The sequence below is a fragment of the Roseomonas gilardii genome (assembly GCF_001941945.1).
Lineage (GTDB): Bacteria > Pseudomonadota > Alphaproteobacteria > Acetobacterales > Acetobacteraceae > Roseomonas.
The window spans coordinates 3,952,610-3,978,947 of record NZ_CP015583.1; the positions used below are offsets into that span (position 1 = coordinate 3,952,610).

The 26,338-nt window shown below is 71.7% G+C and carries 27 protein-coding genes and 1 tRNA gene; 5 read left to right on the plus strand and 23 right to left on the minus strand.

Going from position 1 to position 26,338, the window contains the following annotated elements; translation table 11 throughout:
* Positions 1-211: 211 nt before the first annotated feature.
* From RGI145_RS17880 to RGI145_RS17935, 12 genes are read right to left on the minus strand one after another with little or no spacing between them, the layout of a single operon-like run.
* The gene (locus RGI145_RS17880) at positions 212-562 is read right to left on the minus strand and encodes a cytochrome C oxidase subunit IV family protein (RefSeq protein WP_208863895.1); all 351 of its coding nucleotides are present in this window, start codon (positions 560-562) and stop codon (positions 212-214) included.
* Positions 559-1,212 carry a cytochrome c oxidase subunit 3 gene (locus RGI145_RS17885; protein ID WP_075799435.1) on the minus strand — a complete coding sequence of 218 codons (654 nt, stop codon included), beginning with the start codon at positions 1,210-1,212 and terminating at the stop codon, positions 559-561. Before RGI145_RS17885 ends, RGI145_RS17880 begins: the two co-directional genes overlap by 4 nt.
* On the minus strand, positions 1,209-2,897 hold the full coding sequence (locus RGI145_RS17890) for a cytochrome c oxidase subunit I (protein WP_075799436.1): 1,689 nt from the start codon (positions 2,895-2,897) through the stop codon (positions 1,209-1,211). The genes RGI145_RS17885 and RGI145_RS17890 overlap by 4 nt, the downstream gene beginning before the upstream one ends.
* Positions 2,894-3,838 (minus strand): cytochrome c oxidase subunit II, encoded by a 945-nt coding sequence (coxB, locus tag RGI145_RS17895; RefSeq protein WP_075799437.1) that lies wholly within the window; start codon positions 3,836-3,838, stop codon positions 2,894-2,896. The genes RGI145_RS17890 and coxB overlap by 4 nt, the downstream gene beginning before the upstream one ends.
* Positions 3,835-4,692, minus strand: coding sequence for a thioredoxin domain-containing protein (locus RGI145_RS17900; RefSeq protein ID WP_075799438.1), 858 nt, complete (start codon positions 4,690-4,692; stop codon positions 3,835-3,837). The genes coxB and RGI145_RS17900 overlap by 4 nt, the downstream gene beginning before the upstream one ends.
* A complete protein-coding gene (locus RGI145_RS17905; protein ID WP_075799439.1) occupies positions 4,689-5,105 on the minus strand; it encodes a hypothetical protein in 417 nt (138 codons plus the stop codon). Before RGI145_RS17905 ends, RGI145_RS17900 begins: the two co-directional genes overlap by 4 nt.
* Positions 5,098-6,183 (minus strand): hypothetical protein, encoded by a 1,086-nt coding sequence (locus RGI145_RS17910; RefSeq protein WP_083670918.1) that lies wholly within the window; start codon positions 6,181-6,183, stop codon positions 5,098-5,100. The genes RGI145_RS17905 and RGI145_RS17910 overlap by 8 nt, the downstream gene beginning before the upstream one ends.
* Positions 6,180-6,710, minus strand: coding sequence for a c-type cytochrome (locus tag RGI145_RS17915; protein WP_075799440.1), 531 nt, complete (start codon positions 6,708-6,710; stop codon positions 6,180-6,182). Before RGI145_RS17915 ends, RGI145_RS17910 begins: the two co-directional genes overlap by 4 nt.
* Positions 6,707-7,255 (minus strand): DUF3341 domain-containing protein, encoded by a 549-nt coding sequence (locus RGI145_RS17920; RefSeq protein WP_075799441.1) that lies wholly within the window; start codon positions 7,253-7,255, stop codon positions 6,707-6,709. Before RGI145_RS17920 ends, RGI145_RS17915 begins: the two co-directional genes overlap by 4 nt.
* Entirely contained in the window at positions 7,252-8,601 is a 1,350-nt protein-coding gene (gene nrfD / locus RGI145_RS17925; protein WP_083670921.1) for an NrfD/PsrC family molybdoenzyme membrane anchor subunit, read from the minus strand. Before nrfD ends, RGI145_RS17920 begins: the two co-directional genes overlap by 4 nt.
* Positions 8,598-11,492, minus strand: a complete 2,895-nt coding sequence (locus RGI145_RS17930) for a 4Fe-4S dicluster domain-containing protein (RefSeq protein WP_208863896.1) — start codon at positions 11,490-11,492, stop codon at positions 8,598-8,600. The genes nrfD and RGI145_RS17930 overlap by 4 nt, the downstream gene beginning before the upstream one ends.
* On the minus strand, positions 11,471-12,127 hold the full coding sequence (locus RGI145_RS17935; protein ID WP_075799442.1) for a cytochrome c3 family protein: 657 nt from the start codon (positions 12,125-12,127) through the stop codon (positions 11,471-11,473). The genes RGI145_RS17930 and RGI145_RS17935 overlap by 22 nt, the downstream gene beginning before the upstream one ends.
* Positions 12,128-12,549: 422 nt before the next feature.
* Between RGI145_RS17935 and purU the strand changes: the two genes are divergently transcribed.
* The 3 genes from purU to RGI145_RS17950 all read left to right on the plus strand — a co-directional run bounded on the left by purU (position 12,550) and on the right by RGI145_RS17950 (position 15,562).
* Entirely contained in the window at positions 12,550-13,413 is an 864-nt protein-coding gene (gene purU, locus RGI145_RS17940; RefSeq protein ID WP_075800181.1) for a formyltetrahydrofolate deformylase, read from the plus strand.
* Between the two features lie 104 nt (positions 13,414-13,517).
* Positions 13,518-14,933, plus strand: coding sequence for a GDSL-type esterase/lipase family protein (locus RGI145_RS17945; RefSeq protein ID WP_075799443.1), 1,416 nt, complete (start codon positions 13,518-13,520; stop codon positions 14,931-14,933).
* A gap of 251 nt (positions 14,934-15,184) precedes the next feature.
* A complete protein-coding gene (locus RGI145_RS17950) occupies positions 15,185-15,562 on the plus strand; it encodes an META domain-containing protein (protein WP_167668311.1) in 378 nt (125 codons plus the stop codon).
* Between the two features lie 55 nt (positions 15,563-15,617).
* On the opposite strand, the gene RGI145_RS17955 is transcribed toward RGI145_RS17950, so the two are convergent.
* The 5 genes from RGI145_RS17955 to RGI145_RS17975 form a co-directional block, all read right to left on the minus strand.
* Positions 15,618-16,247, minus strand: a complete 630-nt coding sequence (locus RGI145_RS17955; protein ID WP_075799444.1) for a glutathione S-transferase family protein — start codon at positions 16,245-16,247, stop codon at positions 15,618-15,620.
* A 131-nt stretch (positions 16,248-16,378) separates the two neighbouring features.
* On the minus strand, positions 16,379-17,542 hold the full coding sequence (gene dnaJ / locus RGI145_RS17960) for a molecular chaperone DnaJ (RefSeq protein ID WP_075799445.1): 1,164 nt from the start codon (positions 17,540-17,542) through the stop codon (positions 16,379-16,381).
* 197 nt (positions 17,543-17,739) lie between these two features.
* Positions 17,740-19,689, minus strand: a complete 1,950-nt coding sequence (dnaK, locus tag RGI145_RS17965; protein WP_075799446.1) for a molecular chaperone DnaK — start codon at positions 19,687-19,689, stop codon at positions 17,740-17,742.
* A 185-nt stretch (positions 19,690-19,874) separates the two neighbouring features.
* Entirely contained in the window at positions 19,875-20,327 is a 453-nt protein-coding gene (locus RGI145_RS17970) for a GNAT family N-acetyltransferase (RefSeq protein WP_075799447.1), read from the minus strand.
* 134 nt (positions 20,328-20,461) lie between these two features.
* A complete protein-coding gene (locus RGI145_RS17975) occupies positions 20,462-21,082 on the minus strand; it encodes a nucleotide exchange factor GrpE (RefSeq protein ID WP_156878596.1) in 621 nt (206 codons plus the stop codon).
* A 100-nt stretch (positions 21,083-21,182) separates the two neighbouring features.
* Between RGI145_RS17975 and RGI145_RS17980 the strand changes: the two genes are divergently transcribed.
* Positions 21,183-21,659 (plus strand): helix-turn-helix domain-containing protein, encoded by a 477-nt coding sequence (locus RGI145_RS17980; protein ID WP_075799448.1) that lies wholly within the window; start codon positions 21,183-21,185, stop codon positions 21,657-21,659.
* Positions 21,660-21,925: 266 nt separating this feature from the next.
* Here RGI145_RS17980 and RGI145_RS17985 read toward each other — a convergent pair whose 3' ends face one another.
* The 6 genes from RGI145_RS17985 to RGI145_RS18010 form a co-directional block, all read right to left on the minus strand.
* Complete coding sequence (locus RGI145_RS17985) at positions 21,926-22,876, minus strand: protein-methionine-sulfoxide reductase heme-binding subunit MsrQ (RefSeq protein ID WP_075799449.1); 951 nt, start codon at positions 22,874-22,876, stop codon at positions 21,926-21,928.
* A 9-nt stretch (positions 22,877-22,885) separates the two neighbouring features.
* Positions 22,886-23,575, minus strand: coding sequence for a hypothetical protein (locus RGI145_RS17990; protein WP_075799450.1), 690 nt, complete (start codon positions 23,573-23,575; stop codon positions 22,886-22,888).
* Positions 23,576-23,802: 227 nt separating this feature from the next.
* Complete coding sequence (locus tag RGI145_RS17995) at positions 23,803-24,225, minus strand: gamma-butyrobetaine hydroxylase family protein (protein ID WP_075799451.1); 423 nt, start codon at positions 24,223-24,225, stop codon at positions 23,803-23,805.
* On the minus strand, positions 24,222-24,416 hold the full coding sequence (locus tag RGI145_RS18000; protein WP_027282028.1) for a Trm112 family protein: 195 nt from the start codon (positions 24,414-24,416) through the stop codon (positions 24,222-24,224). Before RGI145_RS18000 ends, RGI145_RS17995 begins: the two co-directional genes overlap by 4 nt.
* Before the next feature lie 14 nt (positions 24,417-24,430).
* Positions 24,431-25,099, minus strand: coding sequence for an LON peptidase substrate-binding domain-containing protein (locus tag RGI145_RS18005; protein ID WP_075799452.1), 669 nt, complete (start codon positions 25,097-25,099; stop codon positions 24,431-24,433).
* Between the two features lie 14 nt (positions 25,100-25,113).
* Positions 25,114-26,052, minus strand: coding sequence for a tetratricopeptide repeat protein (locus tag RGI145_RS18010; protein WP_075799453.1), 939 nt, complete (start codon positions 26,050-26,052; stop codon positions 25,114-25,116).
* Positions 26,053-26,262: 210 nt separating this feature from the next.
* Here RGI145_RS18010 and RGI145_RS18015 point away from each other — a divergent pair.
* Positions 26,263-26,337, plus strand: a tRNA-Gly gene (locus tag RGI145_RS18015).
* Position 26,338: the final 1 nt, after the last annotated feature.

A 26,338-nucleotide genomic window follows, 5' to 3' on the forward strand; every position in this document is an offset into this window, starting at 1 on the left:
ACTGCGGGCGCCACGAACACGGACAGGGTGTTTGCTTTTTTCGGGAGCCCCACTGATCCGCCAGCTTTCAGGGATCGGGCGTCAGGCTGACGGCCACCGCCAGTGCCGACGAAAGCCCGGGGTCCGGGGACCGGCTTCGGTCCCCGGCGGAGAGGGTGCGGGAGAGGCGGCGCCTCTCCCACGGCGGGCGGCCACGGAGAGCGGCGCCGGATCAGCCCATCGACGGCACCAGCGTGCCCGGCTGCGTCAAAGGCGCGCGCGTCAGCAGATCGGCGAAGGTGAGCAGGAAGAGGAAGGTAAGCCACAGCAGCGCGGCGCAGGCGGCGATGCGGACCAGCGGTATCGCGTCGCGCAGCTTCATGAAGAAGACGCCGATCAGGATCGTCTTCACCCCCGAGATGCCGAAGGCCACCGCCGCGCTCCAGCGCCCGAGCGGCACATAGGCGAGGCCGAGGGTCGCGGCGAGCAGCAGCATGAGCGCCAGCCAGAGCGGCAGGGTCGCGCGCAGGATGTCCCGCGTGCTGCGCGGACCGGCCTCGGCCAGGCCATGCGGCGCGGTCAAGAGCGCCCACCGAGGTAGAAGAGCGGGTAGAGGAAGACCCAGACGATATCGACCAGGTGCCAGTAGAGCCCCACGACCTCATAGGCCGGGCTGCGCAGCGCGCGCCGGCGCGTCCAGGCCTGCCAGCTCAGCCAGCCGACCACGATGAGCCCGGCCGTCATGTGCAGCGCATGCAGCGCGGTCATGCCCCAGTAGAAGCCGAAGAAGATCTGCGAGGCAGGGTCGGGGAGCGGAAAGCCCGGACCGGGCACGAGGTGTTCCGCGATGTCCTTGTGGTACTCGAAGCCCTTCACCGCGAGGAAGGCGAGGCCCAGCAGCAGGGTCAGGGCGAAGCCGCGCAGGGCCGTGCGGCGCAGCTCGGCCTGGGCGGCCTCCGCGGCGATGGCCATGGTCAGGCTGCTGGTGAGCAGGATGGCGGTGTTGAGCGTGCCCAGCACCACATCCGTCTCGCGCCCGGCGGCGGCGAAGGCCTCCGGATGCAGGGCACGGTTCGCCACCACGGCCATGATCAGCCCGCCGAAGAGCATCGCCTCGCTGCCCAGGAAGATCCAGATGCCGAGGCTGGAACCCAGGCGCTGCCGGTGGAAGCTCTCCCAGGGCTCCCGGATCGGATCGGGCGCCTGCGCTGCATGGGGGTCCGCCGCGCTCACCGGGGCTCGTCCTGGTTCCGGTGCGGCTCCTCCGTCCGCCGGTCCGGGCCGAAATCCTCGTCGTGATAGAGGTAGGGGCCGGTTTCCACGACCGGCTGGCTGCGGAAATTGTCGCGCGGCGGCGGCGAGCCGGTCTGCCATTCCAGCCCCGTGGCGTTCCAGGGATCGTCCCCGGCCCGCTGCCCGCGCAGCAGCGACCAGGCGAGGTAGCCCATGGGCATCAGGTAGGCCGCAGCCAGCAGCACCGCGCCGCAGGAGGACATGACGTGATAGACCTGGAACTCCGGCGGATAGGCGCCGTAGCGCCGCGGCATGCCGAGATAGCCCATGATGAACTGCGGGAAGAAGGTGAAGCCGAAGCCGAAGAACATCAGGATGGCGGCGAAGCGCGCCCAGCCATCCGGATAGAGGCGCCCGGTGATCTTCGGCCACCAGAAATGCAGCCCGCCATAGAAGGCCGTGACCGCGCCGCCCACCATGATGAAGTGGAAATGCGCCACGACGAAATAGGTGTCGGTCACGTGCACGTCGATCGGGATCGAGGCCAGGAAGAGCCCGGTCAGGCCGCCGATGGTGAAGAGGCCGATGAAGCCGACGGCGTAGAGCATCGGCGCCTCGAAGGTGATCTCGCCGCGGTAGAGGGTGAAGGTCCAGTTGAAGACCTTGATGGCCGAGGGCACGGCGATGACGAAGGAGAGGAAGGAGAAGACCAGCGAGGCGTAGAGCGACTGCCCCGAGACGAACATGTGGTGGCCCCAGACCAGGAAGCCGATCACCGCGATCCAGAGGATCGCATAGACCATGAAGCTGTAGCCGAAGATCTGGCGCCGGGCGAAGCAGGTGACGATCTCGCTGATCACGCCGAAGGAGGGCAGGATCATGATGTACACGGCCGGGTGGCTGTAGAACCAGAAGAGGTGCTGGAACAGCAGCGGGTCGCCGCCCCGCGCCGGGTCGAAGATCGGCAGGCCGAAGGCGCGCTCGGCGAAGATCAGCAGCAGCACGGCGGTCAGCACCGGGGTCGCCAGCACCATCACCAGGCTGGTGCCGTAGAGCGCCCAGACCAGCAGCGGCAGGCGGAACCAGTGCATCCCCGGCGCGCGCAGCATGTGCACCGTGGCGATGAAGTTCAGCCCCGTCATGATGGAGGAGAAGCCCACGGCGATCACCGCGAAGACGGCGGCGAGCACGTAGGAGTTGGAGAACATCGTGGAATAGGGCGTGTAGAAGGTCCAGCCCGTGTCCACCCCGCCGGCGATCAGCGCATAGACCAGGAAGGCGCCGGCGCCGACGAAGAGATACCAGGAGGACAGGTTCAGGCGCGGGAAGGCGACGTCCTTCGCCCCGATCATCAGCGGCAGCAGGAAGTTGCCCAGCGTGTTGGGGATGGAGGGCACCAGGAAGAACCAGACCATCACCGTGCCGTGCAGGGTGAACATCCGGTTGTAGGTGTCCGCCGACATCAGGTCCTGCTGCGGCGTGAAGAGCTCCAGCCGGATCGCCACCGCGCCCGCCCCGCCGATGAAGAAGAAGGCGGTCAGCGCCGCCGCGTAGAGCAGGGCGATCCGCTTGTGGTCGGTGGTCAGCAGCCAGGAGGCGAGGCCGCGTTCCGCCGTCAGGTAGCTTTCCTCCCCGGCCGGCCGGGCGCGGGGCGCCATGGCGGCGTCGGCGGCGATGTCGCTCATGGTGACTTCTCCTCCCGCAGGGAGCGGATATAGGCGACGAGGCGCTGCAGCTCGTCCTCCCCCACCAGCCCGGCGAAGGAGGGCATCAGCGGCTGGAAGCCGGCCACGACCTGCCGTGCCGGCTGCAGGATGGAATCGCGCAGATAGGCCTCGTCGGCGGTGACGAAGCGCCCGTCCGAGAGCAGCACCTGCCGTCCGTAGAGCCCCTCCAGCCGCGGCGCGTGGACGGTGGCGCTGCCGGCATGGCAGCCGGAGCAGCCGAGCGCGGTGAAGAGCACCCTGCCCTCCCCCGCGAGGTCGTCGGCCTCCGGCTGCGCCGCCAGCCATTGCGCGTAGTCGCCCGGTTCCATCACCGTGACCGTGCCGCCCATGCGGGCATGCAGCGTGCCGCAGTACTCGGCGCAGAAGAGCTGGTAGGTGCCGGGCTTGGTGGGGGTGAAGCGCAGCTCGGTCAGCCGGCCGGGCAGGACGTCCTGCTTCACCCGGAAAGCGGGGACGAAGAAGGAATGGATCACGTCCTGCGAGGTCATGATCAGCCGCACCGGCTGGCCCAGCGGCACGTGCAGCGCGTCGATCTCCTGCGCCCCGTTGGCGTGGCGGGTCTTCCACATCCACTGCTTGGCCTGGACGTGGATCTCCACCGCCTCCCCCTGCTCCGCGCGGCCGAAGGACAGCATGGTGGCGCCGCCCCAGGCGAAGAGCACGATCGCCAGCAGCGCCGTGGCCACGGTCCAGCCGACCTCGACCTCGCGCTGCAGGATCTCCGGCAGCGGCCCGCGCGGCGCCTTCGAGCCGCGGCGGTAGCGGATCGCGAAGCCGAGCAGCAGGCAAGCCACCAGCAGCAGGATGGCGCCCGAGAGCACCAGCATGATCACCACGATCAGGTCGGTGCGCTGCGCGACGTCCGAGGCGGCGTCGGGCCAGAACCGGAAGCTGCTCATGGGCGCATCCCGCCCTGCGCTTGACCATTCTGGGCTTGGCCACCCTGGGCTTGGCCACCTTGGGCCCGGCGGCGCGAGACGAGGACGAGGAAGAGCCCCAGCCCGCCCAGGGTCAGCAGCGTCCCCACCGTCAGCGCCTGCTTCACCATGCCGTTGTAGATCCCGTGCGCCGGGTCGAGTCCGTAGCAGAGCAGGTGGAGACGGTCCCCCAGCGTGCCGATCCTGCCGTCGGAGGCCTCCACCAGCGCCAGCCGTAGCACCGCCGGATCGGGCGCCAGCCCGTCCAGCAGCCGCGACACCCGCCCGTCGCCCGTCAGCACCAGGATGCCGATGGGATGGGCGTAGCGGCCGGCCGCCTCGTCGAACTGCGCCCGGTAGCCGAGGGCGGACTGCACCCGGGCCAGCGCGGCGGCCGGTCCGGTCAGGACATGCGTGGCGGCCAGCAGCGCGGGCGGCAGCCCGTCCAGATGCGCCGCCTTCATCGCGCGCGCCTCGGCCGGCCCGTCCCGTGGCCCCAGGGCGATGGCCAGCGACACGACGTCCCGCCCCGGCCGCAGCCCGGTTTCCGCCAGGGCATGGGCGGCGATGCCGAGGGCCGGGCCGCAGAGCGTGACGCAGGTGTAGTCGGCCAGCACCAGCACCGCCGGCAGGCCGTGCTGGAGGGCGGCGGGCGTGACCGCGTGCCCATCCTCGTCCCGCAGCGGCAGGTCCGGCGGCAGGCGCGCGCCCGGCGGGGGCGCCAGCTCCACCTCGGCCAGTTGCGCCTCGGTCAGCGCCGCCCGCGCCGGCCCCGGCAGCATGGCGGGCGGCAGGGCCGCGAGCAGCAGGCCGAGGAGCGGCAGGAGGTGCCTCATGGCCCCGCCTCCCCCCTGCGGGCCGCCTCAGGCCGCACCGGCAGCGGCACGCCCGGCTCCGGCGCCTCCAGCGGCGCATAGGCTTCCGGGCCGCGCCCGGACTGGATCTCCATGGCCCGCCGCACGGGGATGCGGACCAGGCCGCGCTCCCGGTCCACCCAGCCATAGGTTTCCAGCCCCCGGCGCTGCTCCGACAGGAAGCGGGCGAGGTCGCCGCGCGGGTCGGTCTGAAGTGCCGGCGCCGGGAAGTCCTGCGGCGCGGGCGGCTGGTTGGCGCGGATGCCGGTGCGGTCATAAATCCAGAACAACCCGCCCAGGCTCAGCAGCAAGAACAGCAGCGTCCCGAACCCCACCGCCAGCACGGCGCGCGGATAGACGTCCAACGGTTCGCGCGTGCGGATCTCCTCAGCCATGGCGCAGCCCCTCCCGCGCCGGCGCGTCCGGCCGCCGCCGCAGGCGCGGCGCCAGCACGCCCCGCACCAGCCCGGTCCAGGCCCCGCCCACGGCGAGGAGGCCGAGCGCCCCGCTCAGCAGGCTCCAGGCGCCGAAGCGCGGCCCGGCCAGCCAGAGCAGGTGCAGCCAGAGCCCCGCCAGCACCCCCAGCCCGATGCGGGCCAGGGCCGTGGGGCTGCGCCGCCAGGACCGCAGCATCGGCCCGCAGAGCGGCAGCAGGCCGGACAGCAGCAGCGCCGCCGCCAGCACCCAGGGCCAGGGCGCCGTCCGCCGCAGCAGGAACCAGGAGGCCTTGTCCGGCAGGTCGCCATACCAGGCGGTGAGGTACTGGGTGTAGGTGAGGTAGAGCGTACCCAGCGCGGCGGCCACCAGCATCCCGGCGAGGTCCCCGGCTGTTCCCGTCCCGCCGCCACCGGTCCCGGAGCGGAGGCAGGCTGCCCAGGCGAGGGCCGCCAGGATCTGCATCACCAGCAGCCCCAGGGCGAAGGCGGTGGAGTGGTAGCGCGGGTCGATGGAGAGCAGCCAATCCACCGACAGGGCGGTGTGCATCACCACATGCAGCAGCAGCGCCACCGCCCCCAGCGCCGTCCGCGCCGCGCCGCGCAGCAGCACCAGCAGCGGCGCCAGCACGGACCAGAGCAGCAGCGAGACCCCGCCGCGCAGCAGGGCCGCGGGCGGGTTCAGGTAGAGCGCCGCCACATCCGCGTGCATGGCCCGCGACGGGTCCGCCACCCAGGGGTAGAGCGCCGGCATGGCGAAGGCCAGCGGCAGGGCGAGCAGCAGGAAGAGCGGCAGCGCCGCCGCGGCGGGCACCAGCGCCCCGTCCAGCGCCTCGCCCCAGGCGCCGCCGGTGAGGGCATGGACCGCCAGCAGTACGAAGGCGCCCAGGGAGATGCCCAGCCAGAAGAACAGCCCGGTCAGCCAGCCCACCGCCGCCGTACCGGGCGAGAGCAGCAGGCCCCAGCCGAGCAGCAGCAGCGCCGCGACCAGGCCCGCCAGCACCGGAGGCCAGCCGGAGAGCAGGGCACGCGCGCTCACGGTCCCGCCTCCCGGATCGCCCCGGCGGCTTCTGGCGCCTCGGCCAGGGTGGCGTGGTGCGAGAGCTGCAGCGTGCGCAGATAGGCCACGATCGCCCAGCGGTCCTCGGGCGGCACGCGGGCGGCATAGGAATACATCACGCCATAGCCCTCGGTGATGACGTCGAAGAGGTAGCGGGCGGGCACCGCGCGCAGGCGGCGGGTGTGGAAGGAGGGCGGCGGCGGGAAGCCGCGCTGCACGACCATGCCGTTGCCCTCGCCGGACAGGCCGTGGCAGGGCGTGCAGAAGATGCCGAACCGTTCCTGCCCGCGCGCCAGCAGCGCCGGGGTGACGGGCGGCGGGACGAGGGCGGCGGCGTCACGCGCCAGGTCGCCCCACGCCACCGTGCCGGCCGGGATGGGGCGGGCGGTGGTGCCGTCCTTCCAGACCCCGGTCCGTTCGTAGGTGTCCATGCGGCGCTGCTGCGCCATCTCCTGCTTGCACCCGGCCAGCAGGAGCAGCGGCAGCAGGAGGGTCCACCCCCTCACGCCGTCACCACCATCGGCACCACCATCGGCACCACCCGCACGGAGACCGGCCCGAGCCCGTCCAGCAGCGCCGCGAGGCGCGCCTCGTCGGCGCCCGGATCGGCGACGGAGAGGAAGAAGCGGTCCTGGCTGGCACGCTCGAAATCCCGGGCCGCGAAGATCGGGTGGTGCAGGCGCGGCAGGCCGCTGGCGAAGAAGAAACCGGCCACCCCGGCCAGCACGGCGGCCAGGATGCCGCCCTCGAAGCTCAGCACCAGATAGACCTGCCAGGCATGGTGCGGCCGCCCGCCGATCAACAGCGGATAGCCGTGCACGGAGGCGTACCAGCACATCAGATAGGCCAGTCCCGCCCCCGCCAGCCCGGCGGCGAGCATCAGCACCCGCAGCCGGGAGCGCGGCAGGCCGAGCGCCTCCGGCAGCCCCTCCACGGCAAAGGGCGTGTGCGCGTCGATCGGGTGCAGCCCGGCCTCCCGCGCCCGCCGGGCGGCAGCCAGCAGCGTGTCCGGGTCGCGGAACTCGGCGAGGAGCAGCGGCGGCGGGCTCATCCCTCGCGCCTCCGCCGGTGCAACAGCTTGCCCATGTCGTGCATCGCCACCACCGGCAGCAGGCGCGACACGGTCAGCATCAGCAGCGCGAAGAAGCCCAGCGTGCCCGCCAGCAGCCCCCAGTCCCAGAGCGTCGGGTGGAAGACGCTCTCCGTCGCCGGCAGATGCGTGTGGGACAGCGTGTTCCAGATGATCAGGATGCGCTCCAGCCACATCCCGACATTCAGCACCACCGCCACCAGCACCACGAACCAGATCCGCCGCCGCAGCGCGCCGATCCAGAAGAGCTGCGGCGCGATCACGTTGCAGAAGAGCATGACGAGGTAGAGGACGGTGTAGGGGCTGTGGAAGAGGTAATGCAGGTGCGCGCGTTCCGCCGCGTCGCCGCCATACCAGTCGTTGAACCATTCGGTGCCGTAGGACAGGCCCATGGCCAGCGCCCCGGCCAGCACCACCCGCGCCATCACCTCGAAATGGCGCGGCGTGATCACCGCCTGCAGGCCCAGGCCCCGGCGCATGGCGGCGGCGAGCACGATCACCATGCCGAAGCCGGAGAAGAGCGCGCCCACCACGAAATAGGGCGGGAAGATCGACTCGGACCAGCCCGGCATCAGGCTCGCCGCGAAATCCAGTGCCGCGACGCTGTGCACGGAGACCACCAGCGGCAGGGCGATCATCGCCATGGCGCGATACACCGTGTCGTGCAGCTGCCAGTGCCGGGCGGAGCCGCGCCAGCCCAGCGCCAGCGCGCCGTAGATCCGCTGCCCCGCCCGGGTCTGCGCCCGGTCGCGTAGCGTGGCGAGGTCCGGGATCAGGCCCAGGAAGAAGAACAGCACCGAGAAGACCAGATAGGCGACGATCGAGGCCGCGTCCCAGACCAGGGCGCTGTCCCATTGCGGCCAGAGCCCCATCGAGTTCGGATAGGGGATCACCCAGTAGGCGCGGTAGGGCCGGCCCAGGTGCAGGATGGGGAACAGCCCGGCGATGGAGACGGCGAAGATCGTCATCACCTCGGCGAAGCGGTTGATCGCCGCGCGCCAGGGCTGCCGCGTCAGCAGCAGCGCCGCCGAGATGAAGGTCCCCGCATTGCCGATGCCGATCCACCAGACATAGTTGGCGATGGGGAAGCCCCAGACCACCGAGGTGTTGTTGCCGAAGATGCCGATGCCCTGGGCGAAGAGCCAGGTGATGATGGCGGCCATCATCAGCGTCACCAGCAGGGCGAGCAGGAAGGCGATGCGGTAGCGCCCGCCCGCCTTCTCCCGCAGCAGCGGGTCGGCGACCGTGCCGACCAGGGAGCCGTAGCTGGCCTCGCGCGGCAGCAGCCCGTCGGTGGCGCCGCTCATGCCCCGTCCTCCAGCCCCGGATGGGAGTTGCGCACGGCGCCGAGATAGGTGGTGCGCGGCCGCGTCCCCAGCTCGCCCAGCAGCGCGTAGTGCTGCGGCTCCCGCCGCAGCGCCGCCACGGCAGAGCCTTCCGCCGCCAGGTCGCCGAAGCTGATGGCCTGGGCCGGGCAGGCGTTCTGGCAGGCGGTGCGCACTTCATCGGCGCGCAGCGGCCGGTCCTCCTTCTCCGCGGCGCGGCGGGCGGCGCTGATGCGCTGGGTGCAGTAGGTGCACTTCTCCATCACCCCGCGCGCCCGCACCGTCACCTCCGGATTGTGCTGCGCCGCCACGAGCGGATCGCCGAGGTTCCCGTATTCCTGGCCGTCATTGTAGCCGAAGAAGTTGAAGCGCCGGACCTTGTAGGGGCAGTTGCCCTGGCAGAAGCGCGTGCCGATGCAGCGGTTGTAGACCTGCACGTTCAGCCCCTCGCTGTCATGCACCGAGGCGGCGACGGGGCAGACCGGCTCGCAGGGCGCCTGCTCGCAATGCATGCAGGGCACGGGCTGGAAGCCGGGGCGCGGGTCCGCCTCCGCCTCGTTCTGCCAGTAGGTGTCCACGCGCAGCCAGGCCATGTGGCGGCCGCGCGCCACCTCCTCCGGCCCGACCACGGGCACGCTGTTCTCCGCCTGGCAGGCGATGACGCAGGCGTTGCAGCCGATGCAGAGCGTGGTGTCGATCACCATCGCCCATTGCGGATGGCTGGCCGGCACCCCCTCCACGCGCGGCCCGGTGAGCCGGCTGCCGGGCAGCAGGCTGGGCGGCGTGGCCGGCGGCGGCACTTCCTGCCCGGGCAGCTCCCCCAGGCCGAAGGCGCGGAACAGGCTGTGCCGGTCGCCCTCCAGCCCGTTCGCGTCGAGCGGACGCAGGACCTCGCCGCGATGGCCGGTCTTCGCCAAGGCGAGCCCCGCCCCGCCCCAGGGCGCCCCGCTGTCCCGCAGCGCATAGGCATCCGCGCCCAGCCCGTCGCCGATCGAGCCCGCCCGCGGCCGGCCATAGCCGAGGCTCAGCGCCGCGACGCCCGGCGCCATGCCGGGCAGCGGCAGGACCGGCGCCTCCAGCTTCCGCCCGCGCCAGTCCAGCGCCACCATGTCGCCCGCCTCCAGGCCGCGCCGCCGCGCTTCCTCGGGCGCCAGCAGCAGCGCATTGCCCCAGACCTGCCGGGTCAGTGGCTTCGGGCATTCCTGCAGCCAGGCATTGTTGGCGAAGCGACCGTCCCAGCAGGCGGCGTCGGGGCGCAGCGCGAGGAGCAGCCCGGCCTCCGGCGGCACGGCGCGGAGTTCGGGCAGGCGCGGCTCCGGCACCGCCACCGGGGCGGGCGCGCTGTCCGGCACCACCCCGTCATGCAGCGCCTGCCGCCACCAGGTCTCGAACGCCGCCCCAGACACCATTCCAGGCACCGCCCCCTGCCAGGTGGCGCGAAGTTCCGCCTGGGGATCGCTGTCCAGCCGCCCGAGCAGCGCAGTCAGGGCCTGGATGGGCGAGACCGTGTCGTGGAGCGGCTTGATCAGCGGCTGCGCGAGGCTGGCCGTGCCATCCGTGGCCCGGGCATCGCCCCAGTCCTCCAGCGGATGGGTCATCGGCACGTGCCACCGGCAGGCGGCGGCGGTCTCGTCGAAATAGCCGCCGAGATGCAGGGTGAAGGCGCCGCTCTTCCCCAGGGCCTCCGCGAAGCCGAGATCGGCGGGCGCGTCATAGGCGGGGTTGCGGTCCAGGATCAGCAGCGTCTCCGCCGATCCGTCGCGCAGGGCCTCTGCCAACTTGGCGAGATCCTCCGGTGCCTGCCCGGCCGGGGGCTCGCGATACTCCACCGGGGCGCCGAGCCGGTGGTTGGCCCAATGCACCAGCGCCTGCACCTCCGGTGGCTGCCAGGGGCCGGCCAGCACCAGCCCTTCCCCGGGCCGCGCCCGCAGATCCGCCAGCGCGGCCTCCAGCCAGCGCGCCATGGCGGGGTCCAGGGGCGGCGCCTCCAGCGGCGCACCCAGCCCTGCCGCAAGGGCGACGGCGAGGTCCCGCAGCCCGGCGGGCGGCAAAGCGAGGCGGTGATCGGCCTTGGCGCCCGTCAGGCCGGGCACGGATTCCGCGACATAGAGGCGCGAGAAGCCCCCCGTTTGCCCCCTTCGTGCCCGCCGGTGCGCGGCGAAGCCGCGGGCATGGCGGGGCTGGTCCGGCCCGGGGCCGAGCGGATCGGCATCCAGCGCCAGGATGGTGGTGGCCCGGTCCAGGCGCGGCAGGGCCTCCAGCGGCCGCCCGAAAGCCAGCACGGCGCCCGCGCGCGCATTCTCCTCCCCCACGGGCTCATGCGTGTGCCAGCGCAGGCCCGGGAAGCGGGCGCGCAGTTCACCGAGCAGCCGCAGCAGGGTGGGCGAGGTGAGATGCCCCGTCAGCAGGTGCAGCCCGGCGCCGCCCCGCGCCTCCGCCTTGCGGATCTGCGGCAGCAGGGCGGAGAAAAGCGCCTCGCGCGGCGCGATCCGGATGCCCTGGCGCACGGCGCGGGAACGGTCCGGATCGTAGAGCGACAGGATCGCCGCCTCGGTGAAGGCATCGGTGCCGCCGAGGCTGCCGGGATGCGCGACATTGCCTTCCAGCTTCACCGGGCGGCCCTCGAAGCAGGTGGCGATCACGCCGCGCGCGTAGCCGTTCAGCGTCAGCGCCGTGGCATAGCGCATGGGCACGCCGGGGACGACGTTCTCCGGCTGCTCCACATAGGGGACGATCTCCTCCGCCGGCTCACCGCAGGCGGTGAGGCTCAGCGCCGTGCCCAGCAGCGCGAGGCCGGCCCGGCGCCGGCTCATCACCGGCCCACCCTCGCGGGCACCGGCGGGGATGCCGCTCAGCGGTGGCAGCGGGAGCATTCGGTCAGCCCCTCCGTCTGGATCATGTAATGGCGGATCAGCGCCTCCCCCTGCCGCCGCCGGTTGGCGGGCGGCGTCCAGTCCATGCGGGTGATGGCATCCTCCGGCCGCAGGTTCGGCGCCGGGTCGCGGTGGCAGTCCAGGCACCAGCCCATGGTCAGCGGCGCCACCTGACGGACCTGCGGCATCCGGCCGATGTCGCCATGGCAGGTGGCGCAGCCGACGCCGTTCCGCACATGCACGCTGTGGTCGAAGAAGACATAGTCCGGCAGGCGGTGGACGCGCTGCCAGGCGATCGGCACCTGCTTCGCAAGGCTTTCGCGCACCGGCGCCAAGATCGCGGCATTGGTCCAGATCTGCGAATGGCAGGTCATGCAGGTTTCGGTCGGCGGCATGCCGGCGAAGCGGGATTCCGCGACGGTGGTGTGGCAGTAGCGGCAGTCGAGGCCGAGGCTGCCGACATGATGCGCGTGGCTGAACTGCACGGGCTGTTCCACCACCAGATCCTGCCGCGTCACATGCGCGGTGAAGGGCAGCCAGAGCAGCAGGCCGATCCCGCCCAGGATGAACAAAAGGACAGCCAGCAGCCCGGCACGGGCCAGGGTGTCGGCCTGAGGGGAGAAGATCTGCGGCACGTGCCGGTCAGAAGCCGGCGGACGGGTCGAGGCCGGACAGGCGCGCCCGCGCGAGGTGTCGCGGGCCTGGACGCATCGTGAATCGCATCGTGACGTTCGGAGATCCGTTGTTGCGGCGAAGCTGAACCAGCCTCCGGAGGATGAGAACGGGCCCGCGCCGGGACGGTGATCAACAGGACGAGATGATGCGGGTGGCGACGGACATGGCTCGCGCGGTGGTGATCCCGCGGCGGCGCTGCACGGCCCTTCGCCCTGTCCTCTGGCCGCCTGTGACCGCGCCGGTCTATGAGAGGCACGGGTTCCGGGACGCCGGCCGCCTGGCCGGACGCGGTGCGTGCCGGGACGGGCGGGAACGCGGCTCCCGCACCATGGACGCGGCCCGGGGACATGCCCGCCCGGCCCTCATCAGCCATCGGATGCACATGACAGCCACGCAATACATCCTGACCCTGTCCTGCCCCAACCGGCCCGGCATCGTGGCGGCCGTGGCCGGCTGCATCTTCGAGCATGGCGGCAACATCCGCGAGGCGCAGCAATACGACGACACGGAGAGCACCCGCTTCTTCGCGCGCATCACCCTCGACCATCCCGAGGACCGGCTGGACCTGGAGGCGCTGCGGCAGGGCTTCGGCCTCGTCGCGGAACGCTTCGGCATGTCCTGGAGCCTGCGCGACCGGGGCGAGCGGCAGCGCGTCATGCTGCTGGCCTCGAAGTTCGACCACTGCCTCGCCGACATCCTCTACCGCTGGCGCATCGGCGAGCTGCCGATGATCCCGACGGCCATCGTCTCCAACCATCCGCTGGAGACCTATGCGCATCTCGATTTCACCGGCATCCCCTTCCACCACCTGCCGGTGACGAAGGCGAACAAGCGGGAGCAGGAGGAGCGGATCTGGTCGCTGCTGCAGGAGACCGGCACGGATCTGGTGATCCTGGCGCGCTACATGCAAATCCTTTCCGACGATCTCGCCAGGAAGCTGGCCGGGCGCTGCATCAACATCCACCATTCCTTCCTGCCGGGCTTCAAGGGCGCGCGCCCCTATCACCAGGCGCATGCGCGCGGCGTGAAGCTCATCGGCGCCACGGCGCACTACGTCACCGCCGATCTCGACGAGGGGCCGATCATCGAGCAGGACGTGGAGCGCATCAGCCACAACGACACGCCCGAGGACCTGATCCGCCAGGGGCGCGACATCGAGCGCCGCGTCCTGTCCCGCGCACTGCTCTGGCAGCTCGAAGGGCGCATCCTGCTCAACGGCAGCCGGACGGTGGTGTTCCGGGACTGAGCCGGACGGACGCGCGGCGCGGCCGGGCCGGTTGCCGCCGCCCGGGCTTCGCGGAACACTGGCCTCCAGACGGCCACCCAAGGCCGCCGGAGGAGAACGCCAGGATGAGACGCCGCACACTCGCCCTCGGGGCGCCGGGCCTGTTTCTCGCCGCCACGGGCGCGGCGGAGGCGCAGGGCAGCGTTTCCGGGAATCCGCCCGTCCCGCGCCCGGATGCCGCCCGTCCCGCCTCGGCCGCCTTGCCGACACCTCCGGTCCCAGGCGGCGCGGGGGCCTGGGTGACGAGCTGGGCCGCCTCGGTCCAGGGGCCCTATCCGGTGGGCAATCCTTCCGCCCAGCCGGACCAGCGCTTCGCCATCCCGGAACCGGCGCAGGGGCTGCGGGACCAGACGCTGCGGCTGGTGCTGCGGCCCACCGTCTGGGGCCCCCAGGCGCGGCTGCGCTTCTCCAACGCCTTCGGCACCCGCCCGCTGCGGATCGAGGGCGTCCATGCCGGGCTGCAGCTCGGCGGCGCGACGCTGCTGCCCGGCAGCAACCGCCCCGTGCGCTTCGGCGGCGAGGCGGGCGTGACGATCCCGCCGGGCGGGCAGGCCTGGTCGGACCCGGTGTCGCTGCCGCCCGGCGACGTGGCCTCGCCGCTGCTGGCCGGGCGCAAGCTGGCCGTCTCTCTCCATCTCCCCGGCCAGACCGGGCCGATGACCTGGCACGCCAAGGCGATGCAGACCTCCTACCTCTCGCCGCCCGGTGCCGGGTCGCGGGGCGCGGAGGAGGGCGAGGCAGCCTTCCCCTATTCCGTGGCCTCCTGGTTCTTCCTCGATGCGGTGGACATGGCGGCACCGGCCGGCACGCCCGTGGTGGTATGCCTCGGCGATTCCATCACCGACGGCACCGCCTCCACCATGAATGGCGACGACCGCTGGCCGGACGTGCTGTGGCGGCGCCTCGCCGCGGCGTCGGACCGGCCGGTCGCGGTGGTGAATGCCGGGATCGGCGGCAACCAGGTGGCAGGCCCGGCCGAATACGGGCCGGAAAAGCCCTTCCCCGGCGGTCCCTCCGCCCTGTCGCGGCTGGAGCGGGACGTGATCTCCCTGTCCGGCGTGACGGCGGTGATCTGGCTGGAGGGCATCAACGACTTCAGCCGCAATGGCAATGCCTCCCTCGACACGGTGCGCGACGCGATGCGGGAGGGCGTGCGCCGGCTGCGCGACGGCATTCCCGGCCTGAGGATGATCGGCGCCACGCTGCCCCCGGCGCTGGGCAGCAGCAGCGCCGCGCATGGCCATGCCGAGCAGGACGAGAAGCGGCGCGGGTTGAACGCCTTCATCCGCGATTCCGGCACGTTCGACGCGGTGGCGGATTTCGAGCGCGTCACGCTCGACCCCGCGACCGGCGGGCTGCGGCCGGAGATGGTGCCGGAATCCACCACCGGCGGCCCGGGCGACAAGCTGCACCCGAACCGCGCCGGCTATCTCGCCATGGGAGCCAGCATCGCGCCGGAACTGCTGCTGCCGAAGCGCTGACGGGCGCACCCGCGCTCCGGGAGTTGAGCGGCGGCAGGGTTCGCGAGCGGGGCGGCCGGGCTAGGCTCTGCCGTCCAGACACACGGAGGCCAGAAGACCTTGATGAACCGATCCCTGCTATCCGGCCGCGGCGCGTTCCTGGCCCTCACGGCGAGCGGCCTGTTCGGCCTCGCCGCCTGCGCCGCGCCTTCCGGCCCCCACAATCCGCCGCGGCCCCGGTGCCCGCGAATGCCATGTCAGGAGTCCAGCCCGTGGCCGCCACGCCGGATCAGCCGCTGGAAGGCGTCGCCTGGCGCCTCACGCAACTGGAGGGACAGCTCGTCACCGTCTCCGGCCAGGACCAGCGCGCGCCCTTCCTGCAGTTCGACGCGCAGAACAGGCGGGTTTCCGGGTCCGGCGGCTGCAACCGCCTGACCGGCGCCTATCTGTCCGGACCGGGCACGCTGCGGGTCGGACCCGTGGCCAGCACCCGCATGGCCTGCCTCGACCAGGGCACCGGGGAGCGCGAGAACCGCTTCTTCGCCGTGCTGGAAGCGACCAGGGGCTATCGGATCGCGGGCCGCACGCTGACCCTGACCGGCGAAGGCGGCCAGATCCTGGCAATGCTGGAGGAATCGACGCTGCGCTGAGGCATCCGGATGGGGGAGTCCACGCCCCCATCCCCCTCCCCGTTCCGGCCGATGGTCACGCCGCCCGGTCCAGCCCCTCATCCGCCAGGACCTTCCGCACGGCGGCGTCCTCGGTCACCCGGTCGTGCAGCGCCTGCACATGGGGATAGCGGCCGAGCTTCTCCGGCAGCTTCATGATCGCCCAGCGAATCATCGGAAAGGCATAGGCGTCGATCACCGTCCGCCTTTCCCCCAGGATGAAGGGGTGCTCCGCCAGTTGCGCATCCAGCAGGGCGAGGCGCTTGCGGACGAGTTCCATCCCCGCCTGGCGCACCGCCTCCTTCGCCGCCTCGCTCCGGTCCGCCGTGTAACGCTCCGGCATGAAGATCGGATAGAAGGAGGGATGCAGGTCCCCGGTCATGAAGGACGACCAGCGGTCCAGCTCCGCCTGCTCCTCCGGCGTGTTCCCAGCATCCAGCCCGGCCTGCGGGAAACGGCGCGCGAGGTAATGCAGGATCGCCCCGGCCTGCGTCAGCACCCAGCCGGATTCGTCGCACAGCGCCGGCACGGCACCCGACGGGTTCACCGCCACGAGTTCCGGCGAGCCGTACTGGACCCGCTTCGCCTCATAGGGCTGGCCGATCCATTCCAGGACGATATGCGGGGCCAGCGAGCAGGCGCCGGGCGCGTAGAAGAGCGTCAGCATGGGAAGCGTCCCTCCATCCCGCCGCGCATGGGCGCCAGGACGTGGCGGGCGCGGCGGAGGGTCCTTACTGCCATGCGGGTGGGGGCACCTGAATGCCCGTGCCGCTCAGAACTCCGGGAGGCGAGAGCGGCCTAGCGCCCCAGCCCGTCCCAGAACTCCTTCACCTTGGCGAAGAAGCCCTCGGATTCCGGCGAGGACCGGTCGCCCTCTCGCGCCTCGGCCTCGAACTGCTCCAGCAGCTCGCGCTGGCGGGTGGAGAGGTTCTGCGGCGTCTCGACGCTGACCTGGACATACATGTCGCCGCGCGCCGCCGAGCGGAGCACGGAGAAGCCCTTGCCACGCAGGCGGAACTGGTCCCCCGCCTGGGTGCCCTGCGGGATGGTGACGCGGGCGCGGCCACCGTCGATCGTCGGCACCTCCACCGCCCCGCCCAGCGCCGCCTGGGTCATGCGCAGCGGCACGCGGACGAAGATGTTGTTGCCGTCGCGCACGAAGAGCGGATGCGTGCGCACGCCGATATCCACGTAGAGATCGCCCGCGGGCGCGCCGCGCAGCCCGGCCTCGCCCTCGCCGGACAGGCGGATGCGGGTGCCGTCCTCGACCCCCGCCGGAACGGTGACGTTGAGGGTGCGGTCGCGCTGCACGCGGCCGGCACCCTGGCAGACCTTGCAGGGGTTCTTCACGGTGCGGCCGGTGCCGCCGCAGGTCGGGCAGGTGCGTTCCACCAGGAAGAAGCCCTGCTGCGCCCGGACCTTGCCCGCGCCATGGCAGGTGGTGCAGGTCTGCACGGAGGCCTTGCCGCCCTCGGCGCCCGAGCCGTCGCAGGCCTCGCAGGCCACGGAGCTGGGCACGCGGATGGTCTTCTTGACCCCGGCGAAGGCTTCCTCAAGGCTGATCTCGATGCTGGTGCGCAGGTCCGACCCGCGCCCCGCCGCAGCACCGCCCCGGCCACGGCCACCACCGGCGGCACCGCCGAAATTGGCGCCGAACATCTGCTCGAAGATGTCCTCGAAGGGCGAGCCGGAGAAGCCGCCACCGCCGAAGCCCCCGGCCCCGCCGCCGCCACCGCCCTCGAAGGCGGCATGGCCGTAGCGGTCATAGGCGGCGCGCTTCTCGCCATCCTTCAGGACGTCGTAGGCCTCGTTGAGTTCCTTGAACCGCGTCTCGGCGCTCTTGTCGCCCTGGTTGCGGTCCGGATGGTACTTCATGGCGAGCTTGCGGTAGGCCTTCTTCAGCTCGTCCTCGCCCGCGTCACGGGCACAACCCAGAATTTCGTAGTAATCGCGCTTTGCCATCGTCGTCCCGTTCGCAGGGCGGGCCCGGTCCGGTGACACCGATCACCGGATCAGCCAATTTTTCCCATGGCCTGCCGATCCGCGACTGTCGCGGGCAGGACACCAGAGGCGCTTCATAGCAAAACGCCCGGCCCGGGGGGCAAAATCCCCACGGACCGGGCGCCGTGCCCTACAGCGCCGGTGGGCTCTTCAGCCCGTCAGCCCTGGTTCTTCTTGTTGTGGTCCACGTCCTCGAACTCGGCGTCCACCACCTTGCTGCCGTCGCCCGGTTGGCCGCCGGCCGCACCCGGACCCGCGCCCGGCGCGCCCTGCGAGGACGGGCCGGAGGCACCCTGCGCCTCGGACTGGGCGCGGTACATCGCCTCGCCCATCTTCATGGCCGCCGCGGACAGCCGCTCGGTCGCCTGCTTCAGCGTCTCGGCATCGCCATTCTCGCGGGCCGACTTCGCAGCCTCCAACGCGCCCTCGACCTCGCCCTTCTCCGCCGCGCCGACCTTGTCGCCGGCCTCGGCCAGCGTCTTCTCGGTCTGGTGGATCAGGGCCTCCAGGTTGTTGCGCGCCTCGACCGCCTCACGCCGCTTCTTGTCCGCCTCGGCATTCGCCTCGGCGTCCTTGACCATGCGCTCGATGTCGTTCTCGCTCAGGCCGGAGCGGGCCTGGATCTTGATGTTCTGCTCCTTGCCGGTGGCCTTGTCCTTCGCGCTGACGGAGACGATGCCGTTCGCGTCGATGTCGAAGGTCACCTCCACCTGCGGCACGCCGCGCGGCGCGGGCGGGATGCCCTGGAGGTCGAAGTTGCCCAGCAGCTTGTTGTCCGCCGCCATCTCGCGCTCGCCCTGGAAGACCTTGATGGTCACCGCCGTCTGGTTGTCGTCGGCGGTGGAGAAGGTCTGGGACTTCTTCGTCGGGATGGTGGTGTTGCGGTCGATCAGCCGGGTGAACACGCCGCCCAGCGTCTCGATGCCCAGCGACAGCGGGGTCACGTCGAGCAGCAGGACGTCCTTCACCTCGCCCTTCAGCACCGCGCCCTGGATGGCGGCGCCGATGGCGACGACCTCGTCCGGGTTGACGTTGCGGGCGGGGTCCTTGCCGAAGAACTGCTTCACCGTCTCGATGATCTTGGGCATGCGGGTCATGCCGCCGACCAGGATCACCTCGTCGATCTCGTTGGCGGCGAGGCCCGCGTCCTTCAGCGCGTTGCGGCAGGGCTCCAGCGTCCGCTGCACCAAGTCATCGACCAGCGCCTCCAGCTTCGCGCGCGTCAGCTGCAGCACGAGGTGCTTCGGGCCGGTTGCGTCGGCGGTAATGAAGGGCAGGTTGATCTCGGTCTGCTTGGCCGAGGACAGCTCGATCTTCGCCTTCTCGGCGGCCTCCTTGAGGCGCTGCAGGGCGAGCTTGTCGCCGCGCAGGTCGATGCCGTTCTCCTTCTTGAACTCGTCGGCCAGGTAGTCGATCACCCGCTGGTCGAAGTCCTCGCCGCCCAGGAAGGTGTCGCCGTTGGTGGACTTCACCTCGAAGACGCCGTCGCCGATCTCCAGCACGGAGACGTCGAAGGTGCCGCCGCCGAGGTCATAGACCACGATCGTGCCGGAGTTCTTCTTGTCGAGGCCATAGGCCAGCGCGGCGGCCGTCGGCTCGTTGATGATGCGCAGCACCTCGAGGCCCGCGATGCGGCCGGCCTCCTTGGTCGCCTGGCGCTGGGCATCGTTGAAGTAGGCCGGGACGGTGATGACAGCCTGGGAGACGGGCTCGCCGAGATAGTTCTCGGCGGTCTCCTTCATCTTGCCGAGGACGAAGGCGCTGATCTGCTGCGGCGCCATCTTGTCGCCGCGCGCCTCCACCCAGGCGTCGCCGTTGTCGGCGCGGACGATGTGGAAGGGGGCGAGGCTCTTCTCCTTCTGCACCATCGCGTCGTCGAAGCGACGGCCGATCAGGCGCTTCACGGCATAGAGCGTGTCGGTGGGGTTGGTCACCGCCTGGCGCTTCGCGGCCTGGCCGACCAGGCGCTCGCCATTCTTGGTGAAGGCGACCATGGAGGGCGTCGTACGCGCGCCCTCGGCATTCTCCAGCACCCGTGCCTCGCCGCCTTCCATGATGGCGACGCAGGAATTCGTGGTGCCGAGGTCGATGCCGATAACTTTGCTCATCCGTCTCTCCTCTGCGGCGGATCGGGACGGCCCTGCTCAGGCGCCGTGCCGGTCCCCATTTGCTCGGATGTGGGGAATTGGTTCGGACCGGGGCCGGTCCGCGACCAAGGATGTATTGTTCCGGGGCTTTGGCAACAAGAGGGCAACACCCGCAAAGCGGCCCCTCTTCGCGCGCTTCCCGTGAGTCAGCCTTGCGGATTCCGCCGGGAAACCGGTGGCCCGGGCTGCGGCGGCCCACCGGCTGGCGCCTCCGGGGGCGGGGGAGCGGCCAGGCTGGGGCCGGCCTCCCGGAACAGGTAGAGGACGCGCTTGCCGTTCCGGGGGTCCCGCGCCTCGCCCGCCGGGCGGAAGCCCAGCCTCGTGTGGAAGGCGAGGCTGCCGGGGTTGGGCGGGTCCAGGTTGACCTCGCAGGCCAGCCCGCTGCGCCCGGAGGCCAGGACGGCCGCCGCCAGATCCTCGTAGAGCCGGCGGGCGATGCCCCGGCCGCGGGCGGAGGCGGCAACGGCCACGCGGTCCACATAGACCGCGCCCGGCCGGTGGCGGTGGACCCAGCCATGGTTCGGCCCATGCAGCGGCAGGCCGGCGAAGGCGATGAGGAAGCCCAGAGGAACCTCCGGAGGAGCCTGCCCATCCAGCACGGCGCGGGCGCGGAAGGCGCCCCGGGCCAGGGCCGCGAAGCCCGCCTCCCCGACCGCGTTCAGCTCCGCCGCATGGGCGTCGTTCAGCGCGGCCAGGGCCGGGATGTCGGCGGTCCGGATGTCGCGAAGGCGGATCAGCCCGGCTTGCCCGCGACCACGACCATGGCGGGGCGGAGCAGGCGGCCGTTCAGCGTCCAGGCAGGGGTCCAGGCCTGGATCACCGTACCCGGCTCCACGCCCGGCGGGGCGGGCTGCTCGGCCATCGCCTGGTGCAGCGCCGGGTCGAAGGGCTGGCCGGCCGCCTCCACCCGCTGCACGCCATGGCGCTCCAGCATGGCGAGGAAGGACCGCTCCACGCCCTCGAAGCCGCCGCGCAGCTTGCCCAGCAACTCAGGCTCGCCCGGCTCGGGCTGCGGCAGGGCATCGAGGCCCCGGCGCAGGTTGTCGGCGGCCTCGGCGACGTCGGTGGCGAATTTCTGGATGGCGAAGTTGCGGGCATCCTCCAGCTCCTTGCGCTGGCGGTTGCGGGTGTTCTGGGCCTCGGCCTCCGCCCGCATCCACTTGTCGCGCAAGGCGGCGAGCTCTTCCTCCAGCGCCGCGACGCGCTCCGATTCGGGCTGCGGCGCGAAGGCCTCCGAAGCGTCGCCGGCCGCTTGGCCCGGCGCCTCATGGACGGGGATGGCGATGTCGTCCTCGGGGTGCGTCGGGCCCGGCCGGTCAGCCTCGGAGGGGTGCTTCCAGTTCGAATTGTTCATGAAGAGTCCAAGTCATCCGTGTGGGGCACCGGTCCATGCGGGACCGGAAACATGTCCTGTCCCACCTAGGGTCCGGAAGCCCCCGCGGCAAGGCGCGGGCTTGGCGGAGCGGGGTGGCGGGCTCATCTTCCCGGTCCGCATGATCGAGCCCTTCCCCGAGATCTCCCCGATGGCCGAGCGAATCGAGGCGAGGCTGGAACGCCTGGACCTCGACCCCGCCAGCGCCACGAAGAAGGCCGGGCTGTCGCCGGGGGCCATCGAGCGCATCCTGACGGGACAGGCGCCCAGCCCGCGTGGCACGCCGCTGCGCAAGCTGGCGGAGGTGCTGGAATGCTCGGTCTCCTACCTCGTGGGGCTGGACCCGGACGTGCCGCCCCCGCCCGAGCTGCTGGCGGAGGAACAGGGGGATTTCGGCCTGCTGTCCGGTGACCAGGAGGCACTGCTGCGGGCCTATGGCCGGCTGGACATGGCCTCGAAGCAGGCCCTGCTGCACGTCGCCCGGAAGATGGCCGGCCCCGAGCCGGAGCCGGAGGCAAAGCCCGCCAGAGGCGAGCGCAAGGGACGGCGCAAGGGCTGACCCCGGGGGCACCGCCGCTTTGCCCTTGGCGCTGCGCTCCATGGCCGCCCGCCGTGGGAGAGGCGCCGCCTCTCCCACACCCTATCCGCGCTGATGGCACCGGCAGTCCGCCGGAGAGCATGGCTCTCCGGCGCGATCCGGCGTCGGCAGGCGCCAACGAATGGGGTCCAGGGCGCGCAGCGTCCTGGCGGATAGGGGGTCCGGGGGACAAGGCGGAGCCTTTCCCCCGGAACGGCGCAACGCCGGACAGGAAGCCGAAGCCCCTGTCAGGCCGGGCGGAGGCGCCGGGAGAGGAGCGGCAGGAAGGCGCTCGCCAGCGCCGCCAGGGCCACCCACTGGGCGGGACGCGGGCCATAGCCGAGGGCCAGGTTGGCCCGCAGGATCAGCGCAGCGGGGACGCGGGTGGCCAGGGCGTACCAGCCGTACTCGATCAGGGCGGTGCCGAGGGCGGCGAGAGGCACGAGGGCGAGCAGGGGCAGGAAACCCGTCCGCCGCGTGGCAGGAAGCAGGCGCCAGAAGATCAGCCAGAGCAGGAAGCCCGCCATCAGCACGGCCTCGGAGACATCGACCTTCGACTGCATGAAGAAGTGCAGCGCGCCCAGGGCGGCGATCGGGAAAACCAGCCGGTGCAGGCGCTTCCAGTTGCGGCCCATGCGGCGGATCGCGCCGTCGGTGGAGGTCCAGCCCAGGACGCAGAGGCCGAGCACCGCCGCGAAGCCGATGGTGAGGTAGGTGCGCTTCAGGATCTCGCCGGCGACGTGGATCAGGTCGAAGCGCTGGTCGATCACGTAGAGCATCAGATGAGCCAGGGCATAGGCCAGGGCGGCGAGGCCCAGCATCCGCCGCAGCACCACGACCTTCGGCCAGTCGACCAGGTAACGCAGCGGCGTGACCGCCAGGGAGATCAGCAGGAAGCGGATGGCCCAGAGCCCGGTCTGGTGCGTCGCCTCCATATAGGGCTCGGCGCCGAGCGTGCCCGTGCTCCAGCGCAGTCCGGCGATCAGGCCGGGCAACAGCGTGGCCAGGAAGACGACGGTCTTGAAGGGCGAGACGCGGCCGCCCCGGTCCAGCCAGGGCCACGGTCCCGGGCGGGCCGGGTTCCGGGCAGCCGTCCGCGCATCCGGGTGGCCCGCTTCGGCGCGGGTGCCCTCCGGACGGACGGCCCCCGCACGCGGCCGGCGGGGGCGGGTGGGGCCGGGAGAAAGGTCGGAGGACATGCCGCGGCCTCAGTTCGGCGGGGAGACACCGTCCTTGGCGACCGTGACGCGGGTCGCGGTCAGGTGGCCCTCGGCGTCGCGGGTGGCGCCGAACATCACCGCGGCGCCGGGCTTCAGGTCCTCGCGCGACGCCGGGACGGGGGTGACGACCGGCGTGCCGGGTGGCACATGGATGCGGAGCGTCTGGCCCTTGTAGGCCATGGTGAGGTCACGGCCGGAAGTGGCGGAGACAGCGGCATCGACCGTGGCGTTGGTCATGCTGGTGCCCGGCAGGTCCCAGGGATAATGCCCCTCGCCGACGCCGCGCATCGCCTCGGGAAAGATCTGGACGGCACGGGCCTCCAGCGATCCGCCCTCGCCCGGAACGCCGACGATGCCGAGATAGTCGCCCGGCTTGATGGTGGAGAGCTCCACCGCCTTGGGCGAGGTGACGGTCAGGTTGCCGGCGAGGGTCACGGGCACCGTGGCGCCGTCGCGGGCCTTCACCGTCATCACGGCGCCCTCGACCGAGACGATGCTGCCCCGGATGCGGACCGGTGCGGCCTGCGGGGCGGTGCCTGACGGGGTCGCTCCTGGCGCCGTTCCTGGCGCCGCTCCCGGCGCCGCTCCCTGGGCCAGGGCCGGCACCGGCCATGCCTGTGGCAGGATGGCCAGGGAGGCGGCCAGGACCGCAGGCAGGATACGGGAAGGATCGGGCATCGGGTTTGGAAGCTCCAGCGGCGAATGCCGGGACAACGGACCGGAATGCCCGGAGGGACGCACCTGCACGGCGTGTCGTCAGGTGCCGTGCGGGGGATCTGCGGGAAAGCGGCACGCTACGCGGACAGGAGGTCTAGGTGTGGGAGCCCCGTGGGGATGCAAGGGCGAGGTCCTGGGCCTGTCGGATATTTCATCCGGGAGCCGCGACCCGCATGCCGCCCGTTCCGCTAACCGCAGCCGTTGGTCTTGCAGGCGCCCCCCGCCTCGGCACGGTCCGGCCGGGCGGAGGGATCGCGCGATAGCCCCTTGGATGCCAGCTCGGCCTCGTAGGCGGGCCACCAGGCCTCCTGCTCCTCACCCATCCGGCGCAGCACCGTCCAGCTGTAGATGCCGGTGTCGTGCAGGTCGTCGAAGAGGATCCGGACCGCGTAGTGCCCGACTGGCTCCAGGGCCATGATGCCGACATGGCGGCGGCCGGAAACCAGCTTCTTCTGGCCAGGACCGTGGCCCTGCACCTCGGCGGAGGGGCTTTCCGCCCGCAGGTACTCGGCCGGCAGGCTGTGGCGCACCCCGTCCGGCCAGGCGACCTCCAGCCGCCGTTCGGCCCGGCGGAGGCGCAGCTCCGTCGGCACCAGGGGCGCGGCGCTCAACCTTCGAGCCGGCGCGCCTCGTCCGGCAGCATGATCGGAATGCCGTCGCGGATCGGATAGGCCAGCCCGGCCTTGTCGCTGATCAGCTCGCCGCGCTCGCGGTCATAGCGCAGCGGGCCCTTGGTCACGGGGCAAACCAGGATCTCCAGCAGGCGGGGATCGACCGGGGCGGATGTCTTGGTGTCGTTCATCGTCTCGTTCTCGTTCAGCTCGGCTTGCCGGACGGCGACGCGTCCGGCCCGCCGAGGGCATCCATCTGCAACAGGGTCACCAGCGTCCTCGCCCGGTCTTCCGGGGTCGGCGCCTCCAGCAGCGCCTGCTTCTCGCGCGGATCGAAGGGGCAGACCATGGCCAGGGTCGTGACCAGCATCGGATCGGGCAGTTTCTCGATCGCTTCCCAGTTCGCCTCGATCCGCCGCGCCTGGAAATAGGGGCGCAGAGCCGACATCAGCGCCGGGCGGTCGATCGGGGGCTCCGCGCCGCCGCTGTCCAGATCGGCGAGCCAGGGGTGGTAATCCGCCCGGACCCGCCGGTAGCCGCCCGGATGCAGGGGCAGTTCCTGCCGCACCCGGAAGCGGAGGAGGCCGGTGAGGGTGATCAGCAGGCGCCCGTCCTCCGTCTCGGAGAAGGAGGAGACGCGGCCCAGGCAGCCCGTGCCATAGAGGGCGGACGGGCTGGCCTTCGCCGCAGCGGGGTCGGGCTGGATCATGCCGAAGAGCCGGCCATGGCCCAGGCTGTCCTGCACCATGGCGAGGTAGCGGGGCTCGAAGATGTTCAGCGGCAGCCGGCCTTGCGGCAGCAGCAGCGCGCCCGTGAGCGGGAAGACCGCGATCTCTTCCGGCAGGCTGTCGGGCCTGGGATGGAAGACGGGCACGGGCGCGCCACCGTTCAGCTGAACAGCAGGGTCGAGAGCTTGCGCCGCGCCGCGACCGAGGCCGGGTCGGCGAAGCCCCAGGCTTCCAGGAACTTCAGCAGCTGCTTGCGGGCGGCCTGCTCGTTCCATTCGCGGTCCCGCCGGATCGAATCGATCAGCGCGTCCACGGCGGCGGCCTTCTCCCCGGCGGCGTTCAGCGCCACGGCGAGGTCGATCCGGGCGGCATGGTCGTCCGGATCGGCGGCCACGCGCTGCTCGAACTCCGCCAGACGGGCGCGGGCCTCGCGGCCCTGCCGCGACAGCTCCAGGGCGGAGCGGACCGAGGCGATCTCCGCATGGCTGGCGATCTTGGCCGGGATCTGGCCTAGCACGGCCTCGGCCTGGTCTTCCTCGCCCAGGGCCATGAGGGCGCGCACGAGCCCGGCATAGGCTTCCGGATTCTCGGGCTCCGCCTGCACCAGCTCGCCGAAGAGCTGCAGGGCGCCGGCATGGTCGCCTTCCTCGGCGGCGGCCTTGGCCTCGCCCAGCAGGTCGGCCGTGGGCATCTGGCCGCCGGCCATCTTCAGCAGCGCCTCGACGAAGCGCTTGACCTCGCTTTCCGGCAGCGCGCCCTGGAAGAGGTCGGCGATCTGGCCTTTCCAGAAGGCCACGACCGTCGGCACCGACTGCAGCGGCAGGCCCATCTGGGCGAGCTGCCGGACCAGGGCCTGGTTCTGGTCGATATCGATCTTGACCAGCTTCACCCGGCCGCCGGCGGCGCGGATGACCTTCTCCAGCGTGGGCGTGAGCTGCTTGCACGGGCCGCACCAGGTTGCCCAGAAATCCACCAGGATGGGGGTCTGGCGCGAGGCCTCCACCACGTCCTGCATGAAGCTGTTCTGGTCGCTGTCGCGGATGATGTCGGCGTCGCCGCCGCCCGCGGCGGGGCGGTTCGGGTCCAGGATGGTATCCATGTGGGCGGGTTCCCCAACTTCGATTGCGCTCATAGATGCTCCTGTGGAGCCTGGACGCAATGCCCTACGGCGCAGATCGCCCTTCCGACCAGGGTTCCGGGCGGCGAAACATCGCGGCGGAATGGCCGGATGGCAGCCCTGCGAAAAACTGGGGCGAGGACCCTTGTCAGCCTGTCACCGGCATGTCAAAAGCCCGCTCACCGACGGAGCGCGGGCGTAGCTCAGGGGTAGAGCACAACCTTGCCAAGGTTGGGGTCGAGGGTTCGAATCCCTTCGCCCGCTCCAG

Bases quoted from the DNA above. Each gene is read 5' to 3' on its own strand.
- RGI145_RS17890 (WP_075799436.1), bottom strand. From the start codon at position 2,897: ATGAGCGACATCGCCGCCGACGCCGCCATGGCGCCCCGCGCCCGGCCG.
- coxB (WP_075799437.1), bottom strand. From the start codon at position 3,838: ATGAGCAGCTTCCGGTTCTGGCCCGACGCCGCCTCGGACGTCGCGCAG.
- RGI145_RS17900 (WP_075799438.1), bottom strand. From the start codon at position 4,692: ATGAGGCACCTCCTGCCGCTCCTCGGCCTGCTGCTCGCGGCCCTGCCG.
- RGI145_RS17905 (WP_075799439.1), bottom strand. From the start codon at position 5,105: ATGGCTGAGGAGATCCGCACGCGCGAACCGTTGGACGTCTATCCGCGC.
- RGI145_RS17920 (WP_075799441.1), bottom strand. From the start codon at position 7,255: ATGAGCCCGCCGCCGCTGCTCCTCGCCGAGTTCCGCGACCCGGACACG.
- nrfD (WP_083670921.1), bottom strand. From the start codon at position 8,601: ATGAGCGGCGCCACCGACGGGCTGCTGCCGCGCGAGGCCAGCTACGGC.
- RGI145_RS17930 (WP_208863896.1), bottom strand. From the start codon at position 11,492: ATGCTCCCGCTGCCACCGCTGAGCGGCATCCCCGCCGGTGCCCGCGAG.
- purU (WP_075800181.1), top strand. From the start codon at position 12,550: ATGACAGCCACGCAATACATCCTGACCCTGTCCTGCCCCAACCGGCCC.
- RGI145_RS17945 (WP_075799443.1), top strand. From the start codon at position 13,518: ATGAGACGCCGCACACTCGCCCTCGGGGCGCCGGGCCTGTTTCTCGCC.
- RGI145_RS17955 (WP_075799444.1), bottom strand. From the start codon at position 16,247: ATGCTGACGCTCTTCTACGCGCCCGGCGCCTGCTCGCTGGCCCCGCAT.
- dnaJ (WP_075799445.1), bottom strand. From the start codon at position 17,542: ATGGCAAAGCGCGATTACTACGAAATTCTGGGTTGTGCCCGTGACGCG.
- dnaK (WP_075799446.1), bottom strand. From the start codon at position 19,689: ATGAGCAAAGTTATCGGCATCGACCTCGGCACCACGAATTCCTGCGTC.
- RGI145_RS17975 (WP_156878596.1), bottom strand. From the start codon at position 21,082: ATGAACAATTCGAACTGGAAGCACCCCTCCGAGGCTGACCGGCCGGGC.
- RGI145_RS17985 (WP_075799449.1), bottom strand. From the start codon at position 22,876: ATGTCCTCCGACCTTTCTCCCGGCCCCACCCGCCCCCGCCGGCCGCGT.
- RGI145_RS17990 (WP_075799450.1), bottom strand. From the start codon at position 23,575: ATGCCCGATCCTTCCCGTATCCTGCCTGCGGTCCTGGCCGCCTCCCTG.
- RGI145_RS18000 (WP_027282028.1), bottom strand. From the start codon at position 24,416: ATGAACGACACCAAGACATCCGCCCCGGTCGATCCCCGCCTGCTGGAG.
- RGI145_RS18010 (WP_075799453.1), bottom strand. From the start codon at position 26,052: ATGGATACCATCCTGGACCCGAACCGCCCCGCCGCGGGCGGCGGCGAC.